The 15,018-nt window shown below is 70.8% G+C and carries 14 protein-coding genes; 9 read left to right on the top strand and 5 right to left on the bottom strand.

Features of this window, described 5'->3' with window-relative positions:
* Window positions 1-3 precede the first annotated feature (3 nt).
* Genes ABAZ39_RS25395 through ABAZ39_RS25375 form a run of 5 tightly spaced genes read right to left on the bottom strand, consistent with a single transcriptional unit; the run spans window position 4 to window position 4,340 of the window.
* Complete coding sequence (locus tag ABAZ39_RS25395; RefSeq protein WP_051658527.1) at window positions 4-786, bottom strand: RraA family protein; 783 nt, start codon at window positions 784-786, stop codon at window positions 4-6.
* A gap of 8 nt (window positions 787-794) precedes the next feature.
* Window positions 795-1,811, bottom strand: a complete 1,017-nt coding sequence (locus tag ABAZ39_RS25390) for a Bug family tripartite tricarboxylate transporter substrate binding protein (protein WP_040136776.1) — start codon at window positions 1,809-1,811, stop codon at window positions 795-797.
* A 19-nt stretch (window positions 1,812-1,830) separates the two neighbouring features.
* On the bottom strand, window positions 1,831-2,430 hold the full coding sequence (locus ABAZ39_RS25385; protein WP_040136774.1) for a peroxidase-related enzyme: 600 nt from the start codon (window positions 2,428-2,430) through the stop codon (window positions 1,831-1,833).
* Window positions 2,431-2,447: 17 nt separating this feature from the next.
* Complete coding sequence (locus tag ABAZ39_RS25380; RefSeq protein ID WP_040136771.1) at window positions 2,448-3,122, bottom strand: 4-carboxy-4-hydroxy-2-oxoadipate aldolase/oxaloacetate decarboxylase; 675 nt, start codon at window positions 3,120-3,122, stop codon at window positions 2,448-2,450.
* 24 nt (window positions 3,123-3,146) lie between these two features.
* Window positions 3,147-4,340 carry a mandelate racemase/muconate lactonizing enzyme family protein gene (locus ABAZ39_RS25375; RefSeq protein ID WP_040136769.1) on the bottom strand — a complete coding sequence of 398 codons (1,194 nt, stop codon included), beginning with the start codon at window positions 4,338-4,340 and terminating at the stop codon, window positions 3,147-3,149.
* A 273-nt stretch (window positions 4,341-4,613) separates the two neighbouring features.
* On the opposite strand from ABAZ39_RS25375, the gene ABAZ39_RS25370 reads away from it, so the two are divergent.
* The 9 genes from ABAZ39_RS25370 (at window position 4,614) to ABAZ39_RS25330 (ending at window position 15,006) form a co-directional block, all read left to right on the top strand.
* Window positions 4,614-5,591, top strand: coding sequence for an ABC transporter permease (locus tag ABAZ39_RS25370; protein WP_040136767.1), 978 nt, complete (start codon window positions 4,614-4,616; stop codon window positions 5,589-5,591).
* Complete coding sequence (locus ABAZ39_RS25365; RefSeq protein ID WP_247881747.1) at window positions 5,588-6,418, top strand: ABC transporter permease; 831 nt, start codon at window positions 5,588-5,590, stop codon at window positions 6,416-6,418. The genes ABAZ39_RS25370 and ABAZ39_RS25365 overlap by 4 nt, the downstream gene beginning before the upstream one ends.
* Window positions 6,415-7,290: an ABC transporter ATP-binding protein gene (locus tag ABAZ39_RS25360; protein ID WP_081863317.1), complete on the top strand. Its 876-nt coding sequence runs from the start codon at window positions 6,415-6,417 to the stop codon at window positions 7,288-7,290. Before ABAZ39_RS25365 ends, ABAZ39_RS25360 begins: the two co-directional genes overlap by 4 nt.
* Window positions 7,284-8,285 (top strand): ABC transporter ATP-binding protein, encoded by a 1,002-nt coding sequence (locus ABAZ39_RS25355; RefSeq protein ID WP_063922721.1) that lies wholly within the window; start codon window positions 7,284-7,286, stop codon window positions 8,283-8,285. The genes ABAZ39_RS25360 and ABAZ39_RS25355 overlap by 7 nt, the downstream gene beginning before the upstream one ends.
* Window positions 8,282-9,886: an ABC transporter substrate-binding protein gene (locus ABAZ39_RS25350; RefSeq protein WP_040136763.1), complete on the top strand. Its 1,605-nt coding sequence runs from the start codon at window positions 8,282-8,284 to the stop codon at window positions 9,884-9,886. The genes ABAZ39_RS25355 and ABAZ39_RS25350 overlap by 4 nt, the downstream gene beginning before the upstream one ends.
* The gene (locus tag ABAZ39_RS33420) at window positions 9,883-10,980 is read left to right on the top strand and encodes a ketopantoate reductase family protein (protein ID WP_051658525.1); all 1,098 of its coding nucleotides are present in this window, start codon (window positions 9,883-9,885) and stop codon (window positions 10,978-10,980) included. The genes ABAZ39_RS25350 and ABAZ39_RS33420 overlap by 4 nt, the downstream gene beginning before the upstream one ends.
* Before the next feature lie 16 nt (window positions 10,981-10,996).
* Window positions 10,997-11,707, top strand: coding sequence for an RraA family protein (locus ABAZ39_RS25340; protein WP_247881746.1), 711 nt, complete (start codon window positions 10,997-10,999; stop codon window positions 11,705-11,707).
* Window positions 11,708-11,956: 249 nt separating this feature from the next.
* Window positions 11,957-13,564, top strand: a complete 1,608-nt coding sequence (locus tag ABAZ39_RS25335) for an ABC transporter substrate-binding protein (protein ID WP_040136757.1) — start codon at window positions 11,957-11,959, stop codon at window positions 13,562-13,564.
* Between the two features lie 11 nt (window positions 13,565-13,575).
* Window positions 13,576-15,006: an amidase gene (locus ABAZ39_RS25330; protein WP_040136755.1), complete on the top strand. Its 1,431-nt coding sequence runs from the start codon at window positions 13,576-13,578 to the stop codon at window positions 15,004-15,006.
* Window positions 15,007-15,018: the final 12 nt, after the last annotated feature.

Genomic DNA, 15,018 nt, shown 5'->3' with positions numbered 1-15,018 from the left:
CGTTCACCATTTGCTGGGGTGCAGGATCGCCGCGGCCTCGCGCGCCGATCCGCCGGAGGAGAGGGCGCCGAGAAGCGCGCTTTCCTGGCTGGCCGCCGCCTCCGCCCGTTCGATGACCTCCAGGATCAGCGCGGCGGGCACGAAGAGCAGCCCGTCGTCGTCGCCCAGCACCAGATCGCCGGGATGAACCTGGACGCCGGCGATGGTGACCGGCCCGTTGAACTCCGCCAGCTCCAGCCGGTGCTTGCCGGTGCGCGGCGTGACGCCCGCCGACCAGACGGCGAGGCCGCCCGCCTTGATGCTGGCGCTGTCGCGCACCGCGCCGTCGACGACGATGCCGGCCAGACCGGCGGCGATCGACGCCGTGGCCAGGATGCCGCCGAAGCTCGACGCCTCGGCCACCCCGCCGGCGTCGATGACGAAGACGTCGCCGCGCCGGGTCAGGGTGATCTGGTCGATGCCGCCGCCCTTCGGCCGGTGGCCGGAGGCGATGGAGTATCCCGGCGCGCGCGCCGCCGGAATCTGCCGCGCCGTGACGGCGGGACCCGCCACGCGCCGTCCCCCCTCCAGCGGCGGCAGGCGCCGCCGGGGAACCGCGCTGTCGTAGCCCAGCCCGTCGAGGATGTCGGCGACCTGGGAGGTCAGGTCGGGCAAGGCGAGATAACGCTCGATGATCGCGGCGTCGGGCCGGTCGATGGCGACACGGCGGACGATGGCGGGGTCGAGCAGGCCGAGCAGCCGGTCGGAATAGGCGGCCAGCTCCTCGGCGATTTTCGGATCGGTCATCGCTCCCCTCAGCTCGGCTTGATGCCGGCGGTCTGGATCACCTGCTTCCACTGCGCGTAGCCGGCGGCGATCTCCGCGTCGAAGGCCGCGGGTCCCTCGTTGACCAGGGCCATCCCCGCCTTTTCGGTGATGGCGACATAGTCCTTGTCCTTGGCGAAGCCCACGATGTCGGCGTGCAGCCGGTCCACGACCGCCGTCGGCGTCGCCGACGGTGCCAGCAGGCCGAGCCAGGAGCGGGCGACGAAGTCCTTCAATCCGCCTTCGCCGAAGGTCGGGATCTCCGGCGCGAAGGGGCTGCGCTCCGGCAGCGCCACGGCCAGGGGCCGGATCTGGCCGGAACGGAAGTAGGGCAGGGCCGTGGACAGCACCAGGAATCCGGCCTGGATGCGCTTGCCCAGCAGTTCCGAGATGATTTCTCCCTGGCCCTTCAGCGGCACATGGACGATGTCGATTCCGGTGAGCTGCTGGAGGAAGGCGGTGCTGAGATGCTGGCCCGACCCGATGCCCGCCGTGCCGTAATTGTATTTGCCGGGGTTGGCCTTGATGTGGGCGAGGACTTCGGCGGTGTCCTTGCCGGGCAGCTCCGGATCGACGGCGAGCACGCTGGCCTGATCGGCGACCAGCACCACCGATTTGAAGTCCTTGAAGATGTCGTAGCGCACCGCCGTGGACAGAGCCGGCACCGTCACATGGTTCGACGAGGCGAACAGGAAGGTGTGGCCGTCGGTGGACTTGGCGACGTAGTCGGTGCCGACCGCCGCCCCGGCGCCGGGCCGGTTCTCGACCACGAAGGGCTGCGGATAAAGCTTCGACAGCCGGTCGGCCAGCGCGCGGGCCAGCAGATCGGTGCCACCGCCGGGCGGGAAGGGAACGACCAGCCGCACCGGCTGCGTCGGCCAGGACGTGGGTGCCGCGGCCCGGGCCGCCGGGGCGGCGACCCCGGCCAGGGTGGTCGCGGCGGCGCCGGCCAGGGCAGCGGTCAGGAAGGAGCGCCGGTCAAGCGCGGGAAACCGATCTCGGGACATGGCCGTCCTTCGTCTTTCGTCAGCGGTTGGCGTCGAACGGTTCGGGATTGGGATGGACGCCCAGCGCGCTGTTCACCCGGTTGGAGAAGTTGAAGTAGGCGGCGATGGCCGCGGCCTCCAAAATCTCCCGCTCCGACAGGCCCGCCGCGCGCAGCCCGTCGAGGTCCGCCGGTTCGATGGTCCAGGGACGCTCGGTGATCAGCACCGCGTAATCGACGATGGCCCGCTCGCGCGGCGTCAGGTCGGCGCGGCGGTAGTTCACCTCCACCAGCCCGACGAAGCGGGGATCGCCGGTGATCTCGCGCAGCTTGCCGGCGTGCCCCCAGACGCAGGGCTCGCACCGGTTCTGCACGCTGACGGCAAGCGCGATCAGCTCGCGTTCGCGGCCCGTCAGCCCGTCCGTGAAATCGACGGTCACCGACCGGCTGAGCGCTTCCTGCGCCAGGACCAGCGCCGGGATGTGCGCCAGCACCGATTGGGTGTTGCGGATGTAGCCGCGGACGGACACCGAATGCTCGAACAGGGCGTCGGTGCGGTCGTCCTGGGGCGGCGCCGGCAGGCGCAGCCAGGACACGCTCTCGGCGGCGGGGGCGGCAGCCGTCGTCTTCTTCACAGGCATCGTTCTGCTCCTCCTGTTCACGCTTGCAGGCTCTGGCCGGTCTGGGCCAGGAGCGCGTCGTAGTTGCCGATGTCCCAGGTGGTCTTGCCGCTCTGAAGGTCGGCGCGCAGCCGCTCCTCCTTCTCCAGCCGGGCGCGGGAGGCCGTCAGGACGGCCTCGACCTCGTCCAGCGGAACGACGACGAGGCCGTCATCGTCGCCGACGATCAGGTCGCCCGGATGCACCGTGACGCCGCCCACGACGATGGGCTGGGCGATCGGCCCCAGCGTCGCCTTCACCGTCCCCTTGATAGAGATGGCGCGGGAGAAGATCGGGAAGCCGATGTCGCGGATCGCCGCGGCGTCGCGGACGCCGCCGTTGGTCACCAGACCGGCGAGCCCCAGCGACTGGGCGGAGGTCGCCATCACGTCGCCGAACGAGCCCTGCTCGGTGTAGTCGCCGGCGTCCACCACGAGGACGTCGCCCGGACGGGCCAGCTTCATCGCGGCGTGGAGGGTCAGGTTGTCGCCCGGCTGCGTCTTCAGCGGGAAGGCGGCCCCGACGATGCGCAGGCCCGGCCAGATCGGCTTGATCGCCGAATCGACGGCGCCGCGGCGGCCCAGCGCCTCATGAACGGTGGCGGCGCCGATCGTCGCGAAGGCCGCGATCTGCTCGGGGGTGGGGCGGGGGAAATCGGTGCGGATGCTGGTCATGTCGGAATGGCTCCCAAGCCCGCGTCACGCGGTCGCGGCGATTTTGAAGGTGGAGGGGGGACCGCGGCGGGGGAACTCGTCGCGGTGGTCGCGCAGCCCTTTGCCCGACAGCGGTTGATAGGGGTGCCGGCGCAGCACCTCGACGTCGAGATCGACGCCGAGACCCGGAGTCTCGGGGATGTCGACGTAGCCGTCGGCGATGGTCAGCCCCTGCAGGGCCAGCTCCCGCGTCGGCTCGACGAGGTTCACGAACAGCTCGGCAATGGTGAAGTTGGTGACCAGCGCCGACAGGTGGACCGTCGCGGCCAGACCGACGATGGGGCTGTTGAAGTTGTGCGGGCTGACCGCGATGGAATGCGGCTGCGCCAATGCTGCGATGTCGAGCATGGCGAGGATGCCGCCGACGGCGCTGATGTCCGGGTTGATGATGTCGGCGGCGCGCTTCTCGAACAGCGGCAGATATTGCTCCTTGGTGTAGAGCGCTTCGCCCGACACGATGGGGACGTTGGTCGTGCGCCGCACCTCCGCCGTCAGGTCCAGGTTTTCCGGCGGGCAGGGCTCCTCGTACCAGGCGATGCCGAATTCGCGCAGGCGCTCGATCAGGCGGATCGCGTGGTTCGGCGACAGGCGGCGGTGGCCGTCGATGAGCAGTTCCACGTTCGGGCCGACCGCCTCGCGCACCGCGCGGACATTCTCCACGGCGTGGTCGAGGTCCTTCGGATCGACGTAGTTGCGCCACGGGCCGGGGATCGGGTCCCATTTCAGCGCGTCGTAGCCCTGCGCCACCACCGCGGCGGCGCGGTTCGCGGTGTCGTCGATGGAGGACGCGCCGAACCACCAGCCGTTGGCGTAGACCCGGATCTTCTCGCGGACGGCGCCGCCCAGCAGCTTGTGCACCGGCAGGCCGGCGCGCTTGCCGACGATGTCCCAGGACGCGATCTCGACCGCGCTCAGCGCGCACAGGAAGTCGACGGAGGTCCGGCGGATCGAGAAATCGTCGAGCAGTGTCTGGGCGAGCTGGCGGATGTTCCAGATCTCGCGCCCGATCAGAAGCGGTGCGATGGCGTCCACATAGGCGGCGACGACTTTTTCCTTGGCCGCGGTGACGTAGCCCTCGCCCCAGCCGTAAATCCCGCTCTCCGTTTCGATGCGAACGAAAAGAAGATTCTTGGCGCGGCCAGGATTGAAGAAAAAGCTCTCAACCCTCGCGATCTTCATGAGAACTCCCAGGGTATGAAGCGCCGCCGTCGAAGGAACGGCCACGCGCAGTCAATGAGGTGACTTCGACCGCCAGCGGGCGCTGTCGGACTTTTTCTGAAAAGGCGGTGGTTTTTCTCTGGACGAGGAAACAACAAGCTCGCCCTGTACCGCGAACAGACTATTGCCTATAGACAGAGTAGGAATCAAGAGGTAAATTACAAATCAAGCGATGATCGCTTCGTCCGATTTTCCAATCGTTGAAATGTGCAAAAGCACCCCAGAGCTGCAACCATGACGTTATTCGCTTTCACAGCGCGGCGGACGCTCGCGGCCGCGCCGATGGTCGTCGTCATGATCGTCGTGAACTTCCTGCTGCTGAAGGCGGTCCCCGGCGATCTGGTCGATGTGATGGCCGGTGAAAGCGGGATCGCCACGGCGGAGCAGATGGCCGACCTGCGCGCGCGGTTCGGGCTCGACCGCTCGGCCCTCGACCAGTTCCAGGCCTATCTGTCCCAGCTCCTGCGGTTCGATCTGGGCTTCTCCTTCCGCTACAACCGGCCCATCGCCGACCTCGTGCTGGAGCGGTTGCCGGCGACGGCGCTGCTCGTCACCGTGGCGGTTCTGGCGGCGGTGGCCGTCGGCGTGGCGGCGGGGGTCCTGGCCGGGCGCCGTCCGGGGGGCCGCTTCGACCGGGCGGTGTCCGTCCTGTCCTCCCTGATCTTCGCCGTGCCGTCCTTCTGGATCGGGCTTGTCGGGATCGTGCTGTTCGCCGTCCAGCTGCGCTGGCTGCCCATCGGCGGTTACGCCACGGTGGGCGCGCCGGGCGTCGGCTGGCCGCACGCGGTGGACGTCGCGGCCCATCTCGTGCTTCCCGCCGCCACGCTGGGGCTGGGCTACGCCGCGCTCTACGCGCGGGTCACGCGGGCCGCGGTGATCGAGACGAGCCGGCTGGACTTCGTGCGCACCGCGCGGGCCAAGGGCATTTCCGAAACGCGGGTGACCCTGCGGCACATCCTGCGCAACGCGCTGCTTCCCGTGGTGACTCTGAGTGGCCTGAAGCTCGGCTCGATGCTGGGCGGGGCGGTGGTGGTGGAGACGGTGTTCTCCTGGCCCGGCCTGGGCCGCCTTGCCTTCGAGGCGGTGGCCGACCGCGACGTGAACCTGCTGCTCAGCCTCTTCCTCTGCAATTCGCTTCTGGTGATCGTCATGGGCATCCTCGTCGACGTCTCCTATGCCGCGCTCGACCCACGGATCGAGGTGACGGCGTGAGCGCACGGTTCTCCTTTTCCACGCCTTCCACGTTGCGGCTGGGGGTGCTCTGCGTGGCGCTCCTCGCCCTGCTGGCGGCGGCGGCCGGCCTGCTGCGGCCGGGCGATCCCATGGCGATGGTCGGGCCGCGTGGTCTGTGGCCGCTGACCGACGGCGCCTTCCCGCTCGGCACCGACCAGCTCGGGCGGGACGTGGCGGCGCAGCTCCTGTTCGGGGCGCGGGTGTCGCTGGCGGTCGGCGTCGGGGCTGCCGCGGTGGCGACGCTGATCGGCGTCGGGCTGGGCGCCGTGGCGGGCTATTTCGGCGGGGTGGCGGACCATCTGCTGTCGCGGCTGTGCGACTATGTCCAGACGCTGCCGTCTTTCCTGTTGTCCATGGTCCTGGTCGCCGTGCTGGCGCCGTCCATCGGCAGCGTGATGCTCGCCATCGGCCTGACCTCCTGGCCGGAGATCGCCCGGTTGACGCGGGCGGAGGTGCTGCGGATACGCAACGCCGACTGGGTGCTGGCGGCGCGGACGATGGGGCTGGGCCACGGCCACATCCTGCTGAACCATGTGCTGCCCAACGGCATCGCCCCGGTGGTGGCGATGATCGCCGCGGTGGTCGCCCACGCCGTTCTGGTGGAGGCGGCGTTGGCCTTCCTCGGCCTCGGCGACCCGAACCTCGTGTCCTGGGGGGCGATGATCGGCAACGCGCGGCCTCTGCTGCGCACGCTGTGGTACCTGATGGCGCTGCCCGGCCTCGCCATCTTCGCCACGGTGATGGCCTTCACCCTGCTGGGCAACGGCCTGTCGGAGCGGCTCGACCCGCGGGAGGCCGTGCGATGACTCCGGGTGAGCCGTTGGCGGCCGAACCGCTGATCGCGGTGCGCGACCTGTCGATCGCCTTCGCGGGAGCCAGGGCGGTGGACGGCCTCTCCTTCACCATGGCGGCGGGCGAGGTGACGGCGCTGGTCGGGGAAAGCGGCAGCGGCAAGACGGTCACCGGCCTGTCCATCGCCGGGCTGGCCCCGCCGGAGGCGCGGATCACCGGCCGCGTGACCCTGGCCGGCGCGGACATCCTCGGCCGGACGCCCCGTGAGAGGCGCCTGGCCGGGCATCCCGCGGTGTCGATGGTCTTCCAGGACCCGCAGGCGGCGCTCAACCCCGTCCTGACCATCGGCGACCAGATCGTCGAGGCGGTGCGCGCCGACGGGAGGACCGGTGCCCGCGCCGCCGCCGCCCGCGCGCTGGAGCTGCTCGATCTGGTGCGCATCCCCGAACCGGGGCGCCGCTTCTCCGAATACCCGCACCGCCTGTCGGGCGGGATGCGCCAGCGGGTTGTGATCGCCCTGGCGCTCGCCGCGTCGCCGGTCGCGCTGGTCGCCGACGAGCCGACGACAGCGCTCGACGTCACCATCCAGGCGCAGATCCTCCAGCTTCTCATCCGCCTGAAGGACGAACTCGGCATGGCGCTTCTGCTCATCACCCACGACCTGGGCGTGGTGGCCGAAGCGGCGGACCGCGTCCTGCTGATGCGCGACGGGCGGCTGTTGGAGGACCGCGGCGTCCGCGATTTCTTCGATGGTCCCCGCCACCCCTACGGCCGCGCCCTGCTGGCCGCGCGGCCGGGACGCCGGACGCGCGGGGGACCCCGGCCGCGCCTCGCCGACACCTCGGTGCCTTTTGTGATCTCCGGGGAAGGGGGCGGCGCGTGCTGACCATCGAAAAGCTCCACGTTACCCACCGGACGCGGAACGGCACCGTCCACGCGGTGGACGGGGTGGACCTCACCCTGCGGCGCGGCGAGACGCTGGGGCTGGTCGGGGAGTCCGGCTGCGGGAAATCCACGCTGGCGCGGGCGGTGATGCGCCTGACCGCCCCGGCGTCGGGCCGCATCCTCCTCGACGGAACCGACGTGACGCGGCTGACGGGGAGGGCGGCGGCGCCCTTCACCGCCAGGGTCCAGATGGTCTTCCAGGACCCCGCCGCCTCGCTCGACCCCCGCTATACGGTGGCGCGGGCCATCGCCGAACCGCTGCTGCCCACCGTCCGCGACGCGGCGGAGCGGGCGCGGCGGGTGGTGGCGCTGATGGACGACGTGGGGTTGGCCCGCGCGCTGGCCGACCGCTTCCCGCACCAGCTCTCCGGTGGGCAGAGGCAACGCGTGGCCATCGCCCGCGCCATCGCGCCCCGGCCCGATTTCGTCGTCCTCGACGAGCCGGTCTCGGCGCTCGACGTGTCCCTGCAGGCCCAAGTGCTGAACCTGCTGGTCGATCTCCAGGAGCGGCACGGGCTGGCCTACCTGTTCATCGGCCACGACATCGGCGTCATCCGCCACATGGCCGACCGGGTGGCCGTGATGTATCTCGGGCGGGTGGTCGAGATCGGCGACTGGTCCGACGTGGTGGACAAGCCTGCCCATCCCTACACCCGCGCGTTGATGGCCGCGGCCCCCGCCGCCCACCCGGACGCGGGACGCGCCGCGACCAGGACCGTCCTGGCGGGCGAGTTGCCCAGCCCCTTCGCCCCGCCGCCGGGCTGCGCCTTCCACACCCGCTGTCCGCTTGCCGTCGAGCGCTGCCGGCGCGAGGTGCCCGCCCTGCGTGACGCCGCCGACGGCCGCCGCGTCGCCTGCCATCTGGCCCCGACGCCATCGGCCGAAACGAATCCGACCGAAGCCAACACCCTTCGTCCCCTGAGGAGACTTCCGTGATCCCCATCGAACGCCGTTCCTTCCTCGCCCTGACCCTTGGGGCCTCCGTCCTCGCCGTCGGGGCGGGGCGCGCCTTAGCCGCGGCGGGGCCGGTGAAGGGGGGGACGCTGATCGCGGTCATCAACCCGGAACCCCCGATCCTCACCAACACCGTCAACAACCACTTCAGCGTCAACGTGGTGTCGCCCAACATCTATGACGGGCTGCTGAGCTACGATCAGCAGATGAACCCGATCCCCGCCCTGGCGGAGCGGTTCGAGGTGTCGTCCGACAAGCTGTCGATCACCTTCCACCTGCGCAAGGGCGTCACCTGGCACGACGGGACGCCCTTCACCTCCCGGGACGTGGCCTACAGCGTGCTGGAGCTGTGGAAGAAGCACCACCCGCGCGGGCGCACCACCTTCGGCGACGTGACGGCGGTGGAGACGCCGGACGCATCGACGGCGGTCCTGCGCCTGTCCCGCCCCTCGGCGATCATCCTGAACGCGCTGTCCGCCGCGGAATCGCAGGTGCTTCCCGCCCACCTCTACGAGAACACCGACCCCCGGACCAACCCGCGCAACATCAACCCGGTCGGCACCGGCCCCTTTCGTTTCGTGGAGTGGAAGCGCGGCGAGTACATCGCCTTCGAGCGCAATCCCACCTACTGGGACGCCGGCAAGCCCCACGTGGACCGCCTGATCTTCCGCATCATCCCCGACGCCGCGTCGCGCGCCGCGGCCTTCGAAACCGGGGAGGTGGTCTACGGCCCCTTCGACCCGATCCCGCTGGCCGACGCGGCCCGCCTGCGCGCCAACCCCGAGCTGGCGCTGACCACCGCCGGCTACCAGTGGCTGTCGCCCTTCTTCACCTTCGAATTCAACGTCAAATCCAAGATCACCGGCGATGTGCGGGTCCGCCGGGCCATTGCCCACGCCATCGACCGCAAGGGGCTGATCGAGGCCGCGTGGTACGGCTTCGGCACCCCGGCGACCGGCCCGATCCCGCATTACCAGAAAGCTTACACCAAGGATGTGGCCGGCTATCCCTTCGACCCCGCGGCGGCGGAACGGCTGCTCGACGAGGCGGGATACAGGCGCGGCGCCGACGGCGTCCGCTTCGCGCTGTGGCACGACTATTCCAACGACACCGAATCCCAGCAGAACACCGCGGAATTCCTGCGCCAGAACCTGAAGGCGGTGGGCATCGACCTGAAGCTGCGCGCCGCCGACCTGCCGACCTATTACAAGCGGGTCTACACCAACTACGACTACGACACCCGCTCCGGCCAGTTCTCGGCGATGATCGACCCGTCGCTGGGGCTCTACCGGCTCTACGCCACCAGCTCCATCGCGCCGGGCGTGCCGAACACCAACGGCGCCCAGTATTCCAACCCCGAGCTGGACGCGGTGATCGAGACGGCGCTGCGCGAATCCGATCCGGCCAAGCGGACGGAGGCGTTCCACGCCTGGCAGCGCATCGCCATGACCGACCTGCCGAACATCCCGCTGTTCGAGCTGGAGCGCGTCACGCTGCACAGCCGCCGGGTCAAGGGGCTGGAGGACCGGCCCGACGCCGCCTTCTCCTCGCTGAAGAACCTGTGGCTGGAGGGCGGGGCGTGACGGCGACCGTCCCGCCACGTCCCCGCATCGCGGTGCTGGGGGCCGGCGCGGTCGGCGGCTACATCGGCGCCCGCCTGTTCGCGGAGGGCGAGGACGCGACCCTGGTCGACGGCTGGGCGGAGCATGTGGCGGCGGTCGCCCGCTCCGGCCTCGCCATCACCGGCGCGCGGCCGGAGGAGAACGAGACCGTGCGCGTCCCGATCCTGCCGGAAGACCGGCTGGCCGACCTCGGCCCCATCGACGTCGCCATCGTCGCCGTCAAGTCCTGGGACTCCCGGCGGGTGGCGGAGCTGCTCCGCCCCCGGCTGGCCCCCGGCGGATTTGTCGTCTCGGCCCAGAACGGCCTGAACGAGCCGGTGATCGCGGAGGTTGTCGGCGGGGACCGCGTCGTCGGGCTGATCGCGGCGCGCATCGGGGTCGAACTCGACCGCGCCGGACGCATCCTGCGGCGGGTGTCCCGCGGCAGTCCGGGCATTCCGGTCTTCCGGATCGGCGAGCCCGACGGGCGGACGACGCCGCGCATCGAAGCGCTGCGCGCTCTCGTCGCCAAGGTGGATTCCGTGACGGTGACCGGCAACCTGACCGGCGAGCGCTGGTCGAAGCTGGCGGCCAACGCCATGCGCAACGGCCTGTCCGCGGCAACCGGCCTGTCGATCGACGCGATGGACCGCGACCCGCTGCTGCGCCGCTTCGGCATCCGGCTGGCCGGGGAGGCTGTCCTGATCGGCGAGCGTCTCGGCCTGCGGCTGGAAGGGATCGGCGGCACGCCCGCCGCCCTGTTCGCCCGTGCGGCGGAAGGCGATCGCGCGGCGCTGGCCGAGGTGGAGAGCGCGCTGACGGCCTCCGCCGTCTCCGGCAAGGCCGCCGGGCAGCGTCCCTCCATGGGTCAGGACATCCTCAAGGGGCGGCGGACCGAGGTCGAGGAGATTTACGGACCGGTCCTCGCCCGCGCTGAGGACACCGGCGTCGACGCTTGGGCGAACCGGCGGGTGCGCGACGCCGTGCGCCGCATCGAGAGCGGGGCGGCGCGTCCGGACCCTGCCTTTTTCCAACTGGACCCCTTCGGCGCCACCACGACCGAAGGCGATGATTGAGAAGGACCGACAGAGCATGACCAGCCGACCCGACTTCGACTTTCCCCGCCCCACCCCGGACCAGATCGCGGCCTTCCAAGGGGTGACCGCCGCCACCGCGCACGAGGCGCAAGGCCGGCGCGGCGCTCTCGATTCCGTCATCAAGCCGCTGCGGCCCGGCTTCCGCATCCTGGGGCCGGCCTTTCCCGCGCAGGGGCAGCCGGGCGACAACCTGACCGCCCATGCGGCCATCTCCTTCGCCCGCCCCGGCGACGTGATCGTCTATTCCGCGGGCGGCTTCGTCGACGGCGCCTCCTTCGGCGACACCATGGCCACGGCGGCGCTCGCCCGCGGCCTGGGCGGCGTGGTGATCGATGGCGCCGTCCGCGACGCCGCGGAGCTGCGCAAGCTGGACCTTCCGGTCTTCGCGCGCGGAGTCAGCCTGCGGTCGCGCGGCGACAAGGCGCGGCTCGGCCCGCTCGCCCAGGCGGTCGAGGTGGGGGGAATCCGGGTCGAACCCGGTGACCTGATCATCGGCGACGACGACGGCGTGGTGGTGATCCCGCTGGCCGATCTCGACGAGGTCGCCCGCGTCTCGCGCGAAAAGGAGGCGAAGGAGGAGGAGTTCCGCAGCCGGTTCCGTGCCGGGGGCGCCACGACCTGGGACCTGTTCGGCGCCGGTATTCTGGCGAAGAGCGGCTACCGGCTGGCCTTCACCGAAAGCGGGGCCGACATCGTTCCGGTGTGAGGACGGGCAGGGAGCGAGACGGCGAAAGGACGTTGCGCGTCGGAACGGGGCCTGCCCGCCCTGTCCGGCGCGCCGCGATTCCTGCCCCCGACGCCTGCATGCGCTTGTTCATCGGAGCACAAACGCTGTTCAATTTTGGACGATTGCGTGAACTCAACAAGCAAATAGGATGAATAAAAATGATTTAGCGAAATAATCTGGTGATTGGGCGCCACCGGTGGCCCCGTCACCCCTGCCGTGGAGAGATTCATGGATCGCCGTACCTTCCTGGGTGCGATGGCCGGGCTGGTGCCCGCCGCCGCCTTCACCCGCACCGCCGCCTTCGCCCAGAGCAACCCCGCGGCCTCCTCCGGCTCCCGCCCGCTCTCCATCGGGGCGATCTCGGCCCCGAACTCGCTGGACCCCCATTTCTACCAGTCGCCGACCAACAACCAGACGCTGCGGCAGATCTTCGACCCGCTGGTGACGGAGGACGCGACGGGAACGCTGCGCCCCCTTCTGGCCGAATCCTGGCGGGCGCTGGACGAGACCACCTGGGAATTCAAACTGCGCCCGGGAATCCGCTTCCACGACGGCACGCCGCTGACGCCGGACGACATCGCCTACACCATCGAGCGGGTGCCCAACGTCCCGAACAGCCCGGGCTCCTTTGTGCCCTACGTGCGCAACGTCGCGGCGGTGGAGGTGATCGACGACCGCAGCTTCCGCATCCGCAGCAAGACGCCGAACCCCTTCCTCGACCGCGACTTCACGAACCTCTACATCCTGTCGCGCAAGATCCACGCGGGCGCCGAGACGGCAGACTTCACGTCGGGCAAGCTGGCCGTCGGCACCGGGGCCTTCCGCTACGCCGGCTTCACCGTCGGCCAGCAGATCGAGCTGGAGCCCAACCCCGCCTATTGGGGCCGGACGCCGGGCTGGAGCCGCATCCGCACCCGCTTCATCCCCGACGCCGGAGCGCGCGTCGCCGGGCTGCTGTCGGGCGACCTCGACCTGATCGACGGCGTGCCGGTGCAGGACGTGGCTCACCTGACCGCCGACAAAAAGGTGGAGATCTTCAGCGTCGCCAGCGCCACCAGCGCCTATCTGTTCCCCGACGCCAGCCGCGACCAGGCGCCCTTCGTCACCGACCGCGCCGGCCGGCCGCTGGACCGCAACCCGCTGAAGGACGTGCGGGTGCGTCAGGCGCTGTCGCTGGCCATCGACCGCAAGGGCATCGTGGAACGGTTGCTGCTCGGCCAGGGCACGCCCGCCGACCAGTTCGCCCCGCCGCCCGCCCCGGACCGGCTGCCCAACCGCGCACCCATCGCGGTGGACGTCGCCCGCGCCAAACGGCTGCTGGCGGAGGCCGGCTACCCCGAGGGCTTCGGGCTGACCATCCACGGGCCGAGCGGTTTCTTCACCGGCGACGTCGCGGTGCTCCAGGCCATCGCCCAGGGCTTCTCGCGCATCGGTGTGGAGACCAAGGTGGAGACGCTGCCCATCGCCACCTTCTTCTCCCGCGCCACCAACCGGGAATTCGCCCTGTTCCTGACCACCTACGCCACCACCAACAGCGCGGAGCTGCTGCGGCAGGTGGTGCTGACCAAGGACCAGGACACCGGGGCCGGTCCCTTCAACCGCCAGCGCTATTCGAACCCCAAGCTGGACGCGCCGCTGCTGGCGGCGCTCGGCGACTTCGACGCCGACCGGCGGGTCGCCCGCATCCGCGACGCGCTGGCCGCGCTGGAGGAGGACGTGGGGGTCATCCCGGTCTTCTACCCGCGCTTCAACTGGGCGGGGCGCAAGGGCTACGTGCGCTTCGTTCCCGGCAACGCCTTCGGTCACACCAACGCCGTCTTCGCCGAGCCGGTCTGAGGAATCCCGCCATGTCCCTGTTTTCCGACTATCAGGCCCACGACGCGGTGGGCCTCGCCGCCCTCGTCCGGCGCCGCGCGGTGTCCCCGGTCGAGCTTCTGGAATCCGCCCTGGCCCGGCTGGAGGCGGTCAACCCGCTCATCAACGCCGTGGTCGACCGGTTCGCCGAGGAGGCCTTCGCCCAGGCCCGGAGCCTGACGGGGGAGGAGCCGCTGGCCGGCGTGCCCTTCCTGCTGAAGGATCTGAACATCCAGGTGCTCGGGCAGCGCACCAGCAACGGCAGCCGCCTGTGGCGCGACCACCGGGCGGTCAAGGATTCCACCGTCACGGCGCGCTACCGCGCCGCCGGTCTGCTGCTGTTCGGCTTCACCAACACGGCGGAACTCGGGCTGGCCTGCGAGACGGCGCCGGCCCTGTTCGGCCCCACCCGCAACCCGTGGAATGTGGAGCGCAGCGTCGGCGGCTCCTCCGGCGGCGCGGCGGCGGCGGTGGCGGCGGGCATCGTTCCGGCGGCCCACGCCACCGATGGCGGCGGCTCCATCCGCATTCCGTCCTCCAACACCGGCACCTTCGGGCTGAAGCCGACGCGCGGGCGCAACCCCTTCGGCCCCGACCTGGGGGAGGGCTGGAACGGCCTGTCGGTGCACCACGCGATCACCCGGTCGGTGCGCGACAGCGCCGCCCTGCTCGACGCCACCCACGGGCCGGAGCCGGGCGACCCCTACGCCGCGCCGCGCTTCGACGGGCGCTACCTCGACCTCGTGGAGCGCGATCCCGCGCCGCTGCGCATCGCCTTCCAGACCGTGGACCATGAGGGGCGCGCCGTCGATCCCGCCGCCGCCAAGGCGGTCACCGACGCGGCGGCGCTTCTCGAATCGCTCGGCCACCGGGTGGAGGAGGCCAGCCCCGGCGTGGACGGCGCCGCTCTGAAACGGGCGACGCGCATCATCGTCGCCTCCAACATCGCCAACGTCCTGCGCGCCCGCGAAGAGGCGCTGGGGCGGTCCGTCGAGCCGGACGAGCTGGAACCGATCACCCGCCTGTGGGCCGGGGAGTCCACCCGCTACAGCGGCGCCGACCTCGCCCGGTCCATCTGGACGATCCACGGCCTGTCGCGCCTGTTCGGGCGCTTCTTCCAGCGTCACGACGCGCTGCTGACCCCGACCTTCGCCGCCCCGCCGCTGCCCATCGGCACGGTGGACATGCAGAGCACGGATCTGGACGGCTATTACGAGACGCTGCGCCGCTACAGCGCCTTCACCTCCGTCTACAACAGCGCCGGCATCCCGGCGGCCAGCGTGCCCTTCGCGCTCGCGGACGGGCTTCCGGTCGGCGTGCAGATCGCCGCCCCGTTGGGCGAGGACGGGCGCGTGCTCCAGCTCGCCGCGCAGATCGAGCGCGCCCGGCCCTGGGCCGGCCTGTACCCGTCGCTTCCGGTGTAGGCGTCCGATGAC

The organism is Azospirillum argentinense, assembly GCF_000632475.1.
Lineage (GTDB): Bacteria > Pseudomonadota > Alphaproteobacteria > Azospirillales > Azospirillaceae > Azospirillum > Azospirillum baldaniorum.
Note: the sequence above shows the minus strand (reverse complement) of the source record. Positions and strands in the feature narration are given on the sequence as shown.

Excerpts from the sequence above, each read along its gene's own strand:
- ABAZ39_RS25360 (WP_081863317.1), top strand. The coding sequence starts at position 6,415 with ATGACTCCGGGTGAGCCGTTGGCGGCCGAACCGCTGATCGCGGTGCGC.
- ABAZ39_RS25395 (WP_051658527.1), bottom strand. The coding sequence starts at position 786 with ATGACCGATCCGAAAATCGCCGAGGAGCTGGCCGCCTATTCCGACCGG.
- ABAZ39_RS25330 (WP_040136755.1), top strand. The coding sequence starts at position 13,576 with ATGTCCCTGTTTTCCGACTATCAGGCCCACGACGCGGTGGGCCTCGCC.
- ABAZ39_RS25370 (WP_040136767.1), top strand. The coding sequence starts at position 4,614 with ATGACGTTATTCGCTTTCACAGCGCGGCGGACGCTCGCGGCCGCGCCG.
- ABAZ39_RS25375 (WP_040136769.1), bottom strand. The coding sequence starts at position 4,340 with ATGAAGATCGCGAGGGTTGAGAGCTTTTTCTTCAATCCTGGCCGCGCC.
- ABAZ39_RS25380 (WP_040136771.1), bottom strand. The coding sequence starts at position 3,122 with ATGACCAGCATCCGCACCGATTTCCCCCGCCCCACCCCCGAGCAGATC.
- ABAZ39_RS25340 (WP_247881746.1), top strand. The coding sequence starts at position 10,997 with ATGACCAGCCGACCCGACTTCGACTTTCCCCGCCCCACCCCGGACCAG.
- ABAZ39_RS25385 (WP_040136774.1), bottom strand. The coding sequence starts at position 2,430 with ATGCCTGTGAAGAAGACGACGGCTGCCGCCCCCGCCGCCGAGAGCGTG.
- ABAZ39_RS25335 (WP_040136757.1), top strand. The coding sequence starts at position 11,957 with ATGGATCGCCGTACCTTCCTGGGTGCGATGGCCGGGCTGGTGCCCGCC.
- ABAZ39_RS25390 (WP_040136776.1), bottom strand. The coding sequence starts at position 1,811 with ATGTCCCGAGATCGGTTTCCCGCGCTTGACCGGCGCTCCTTCCTGACC.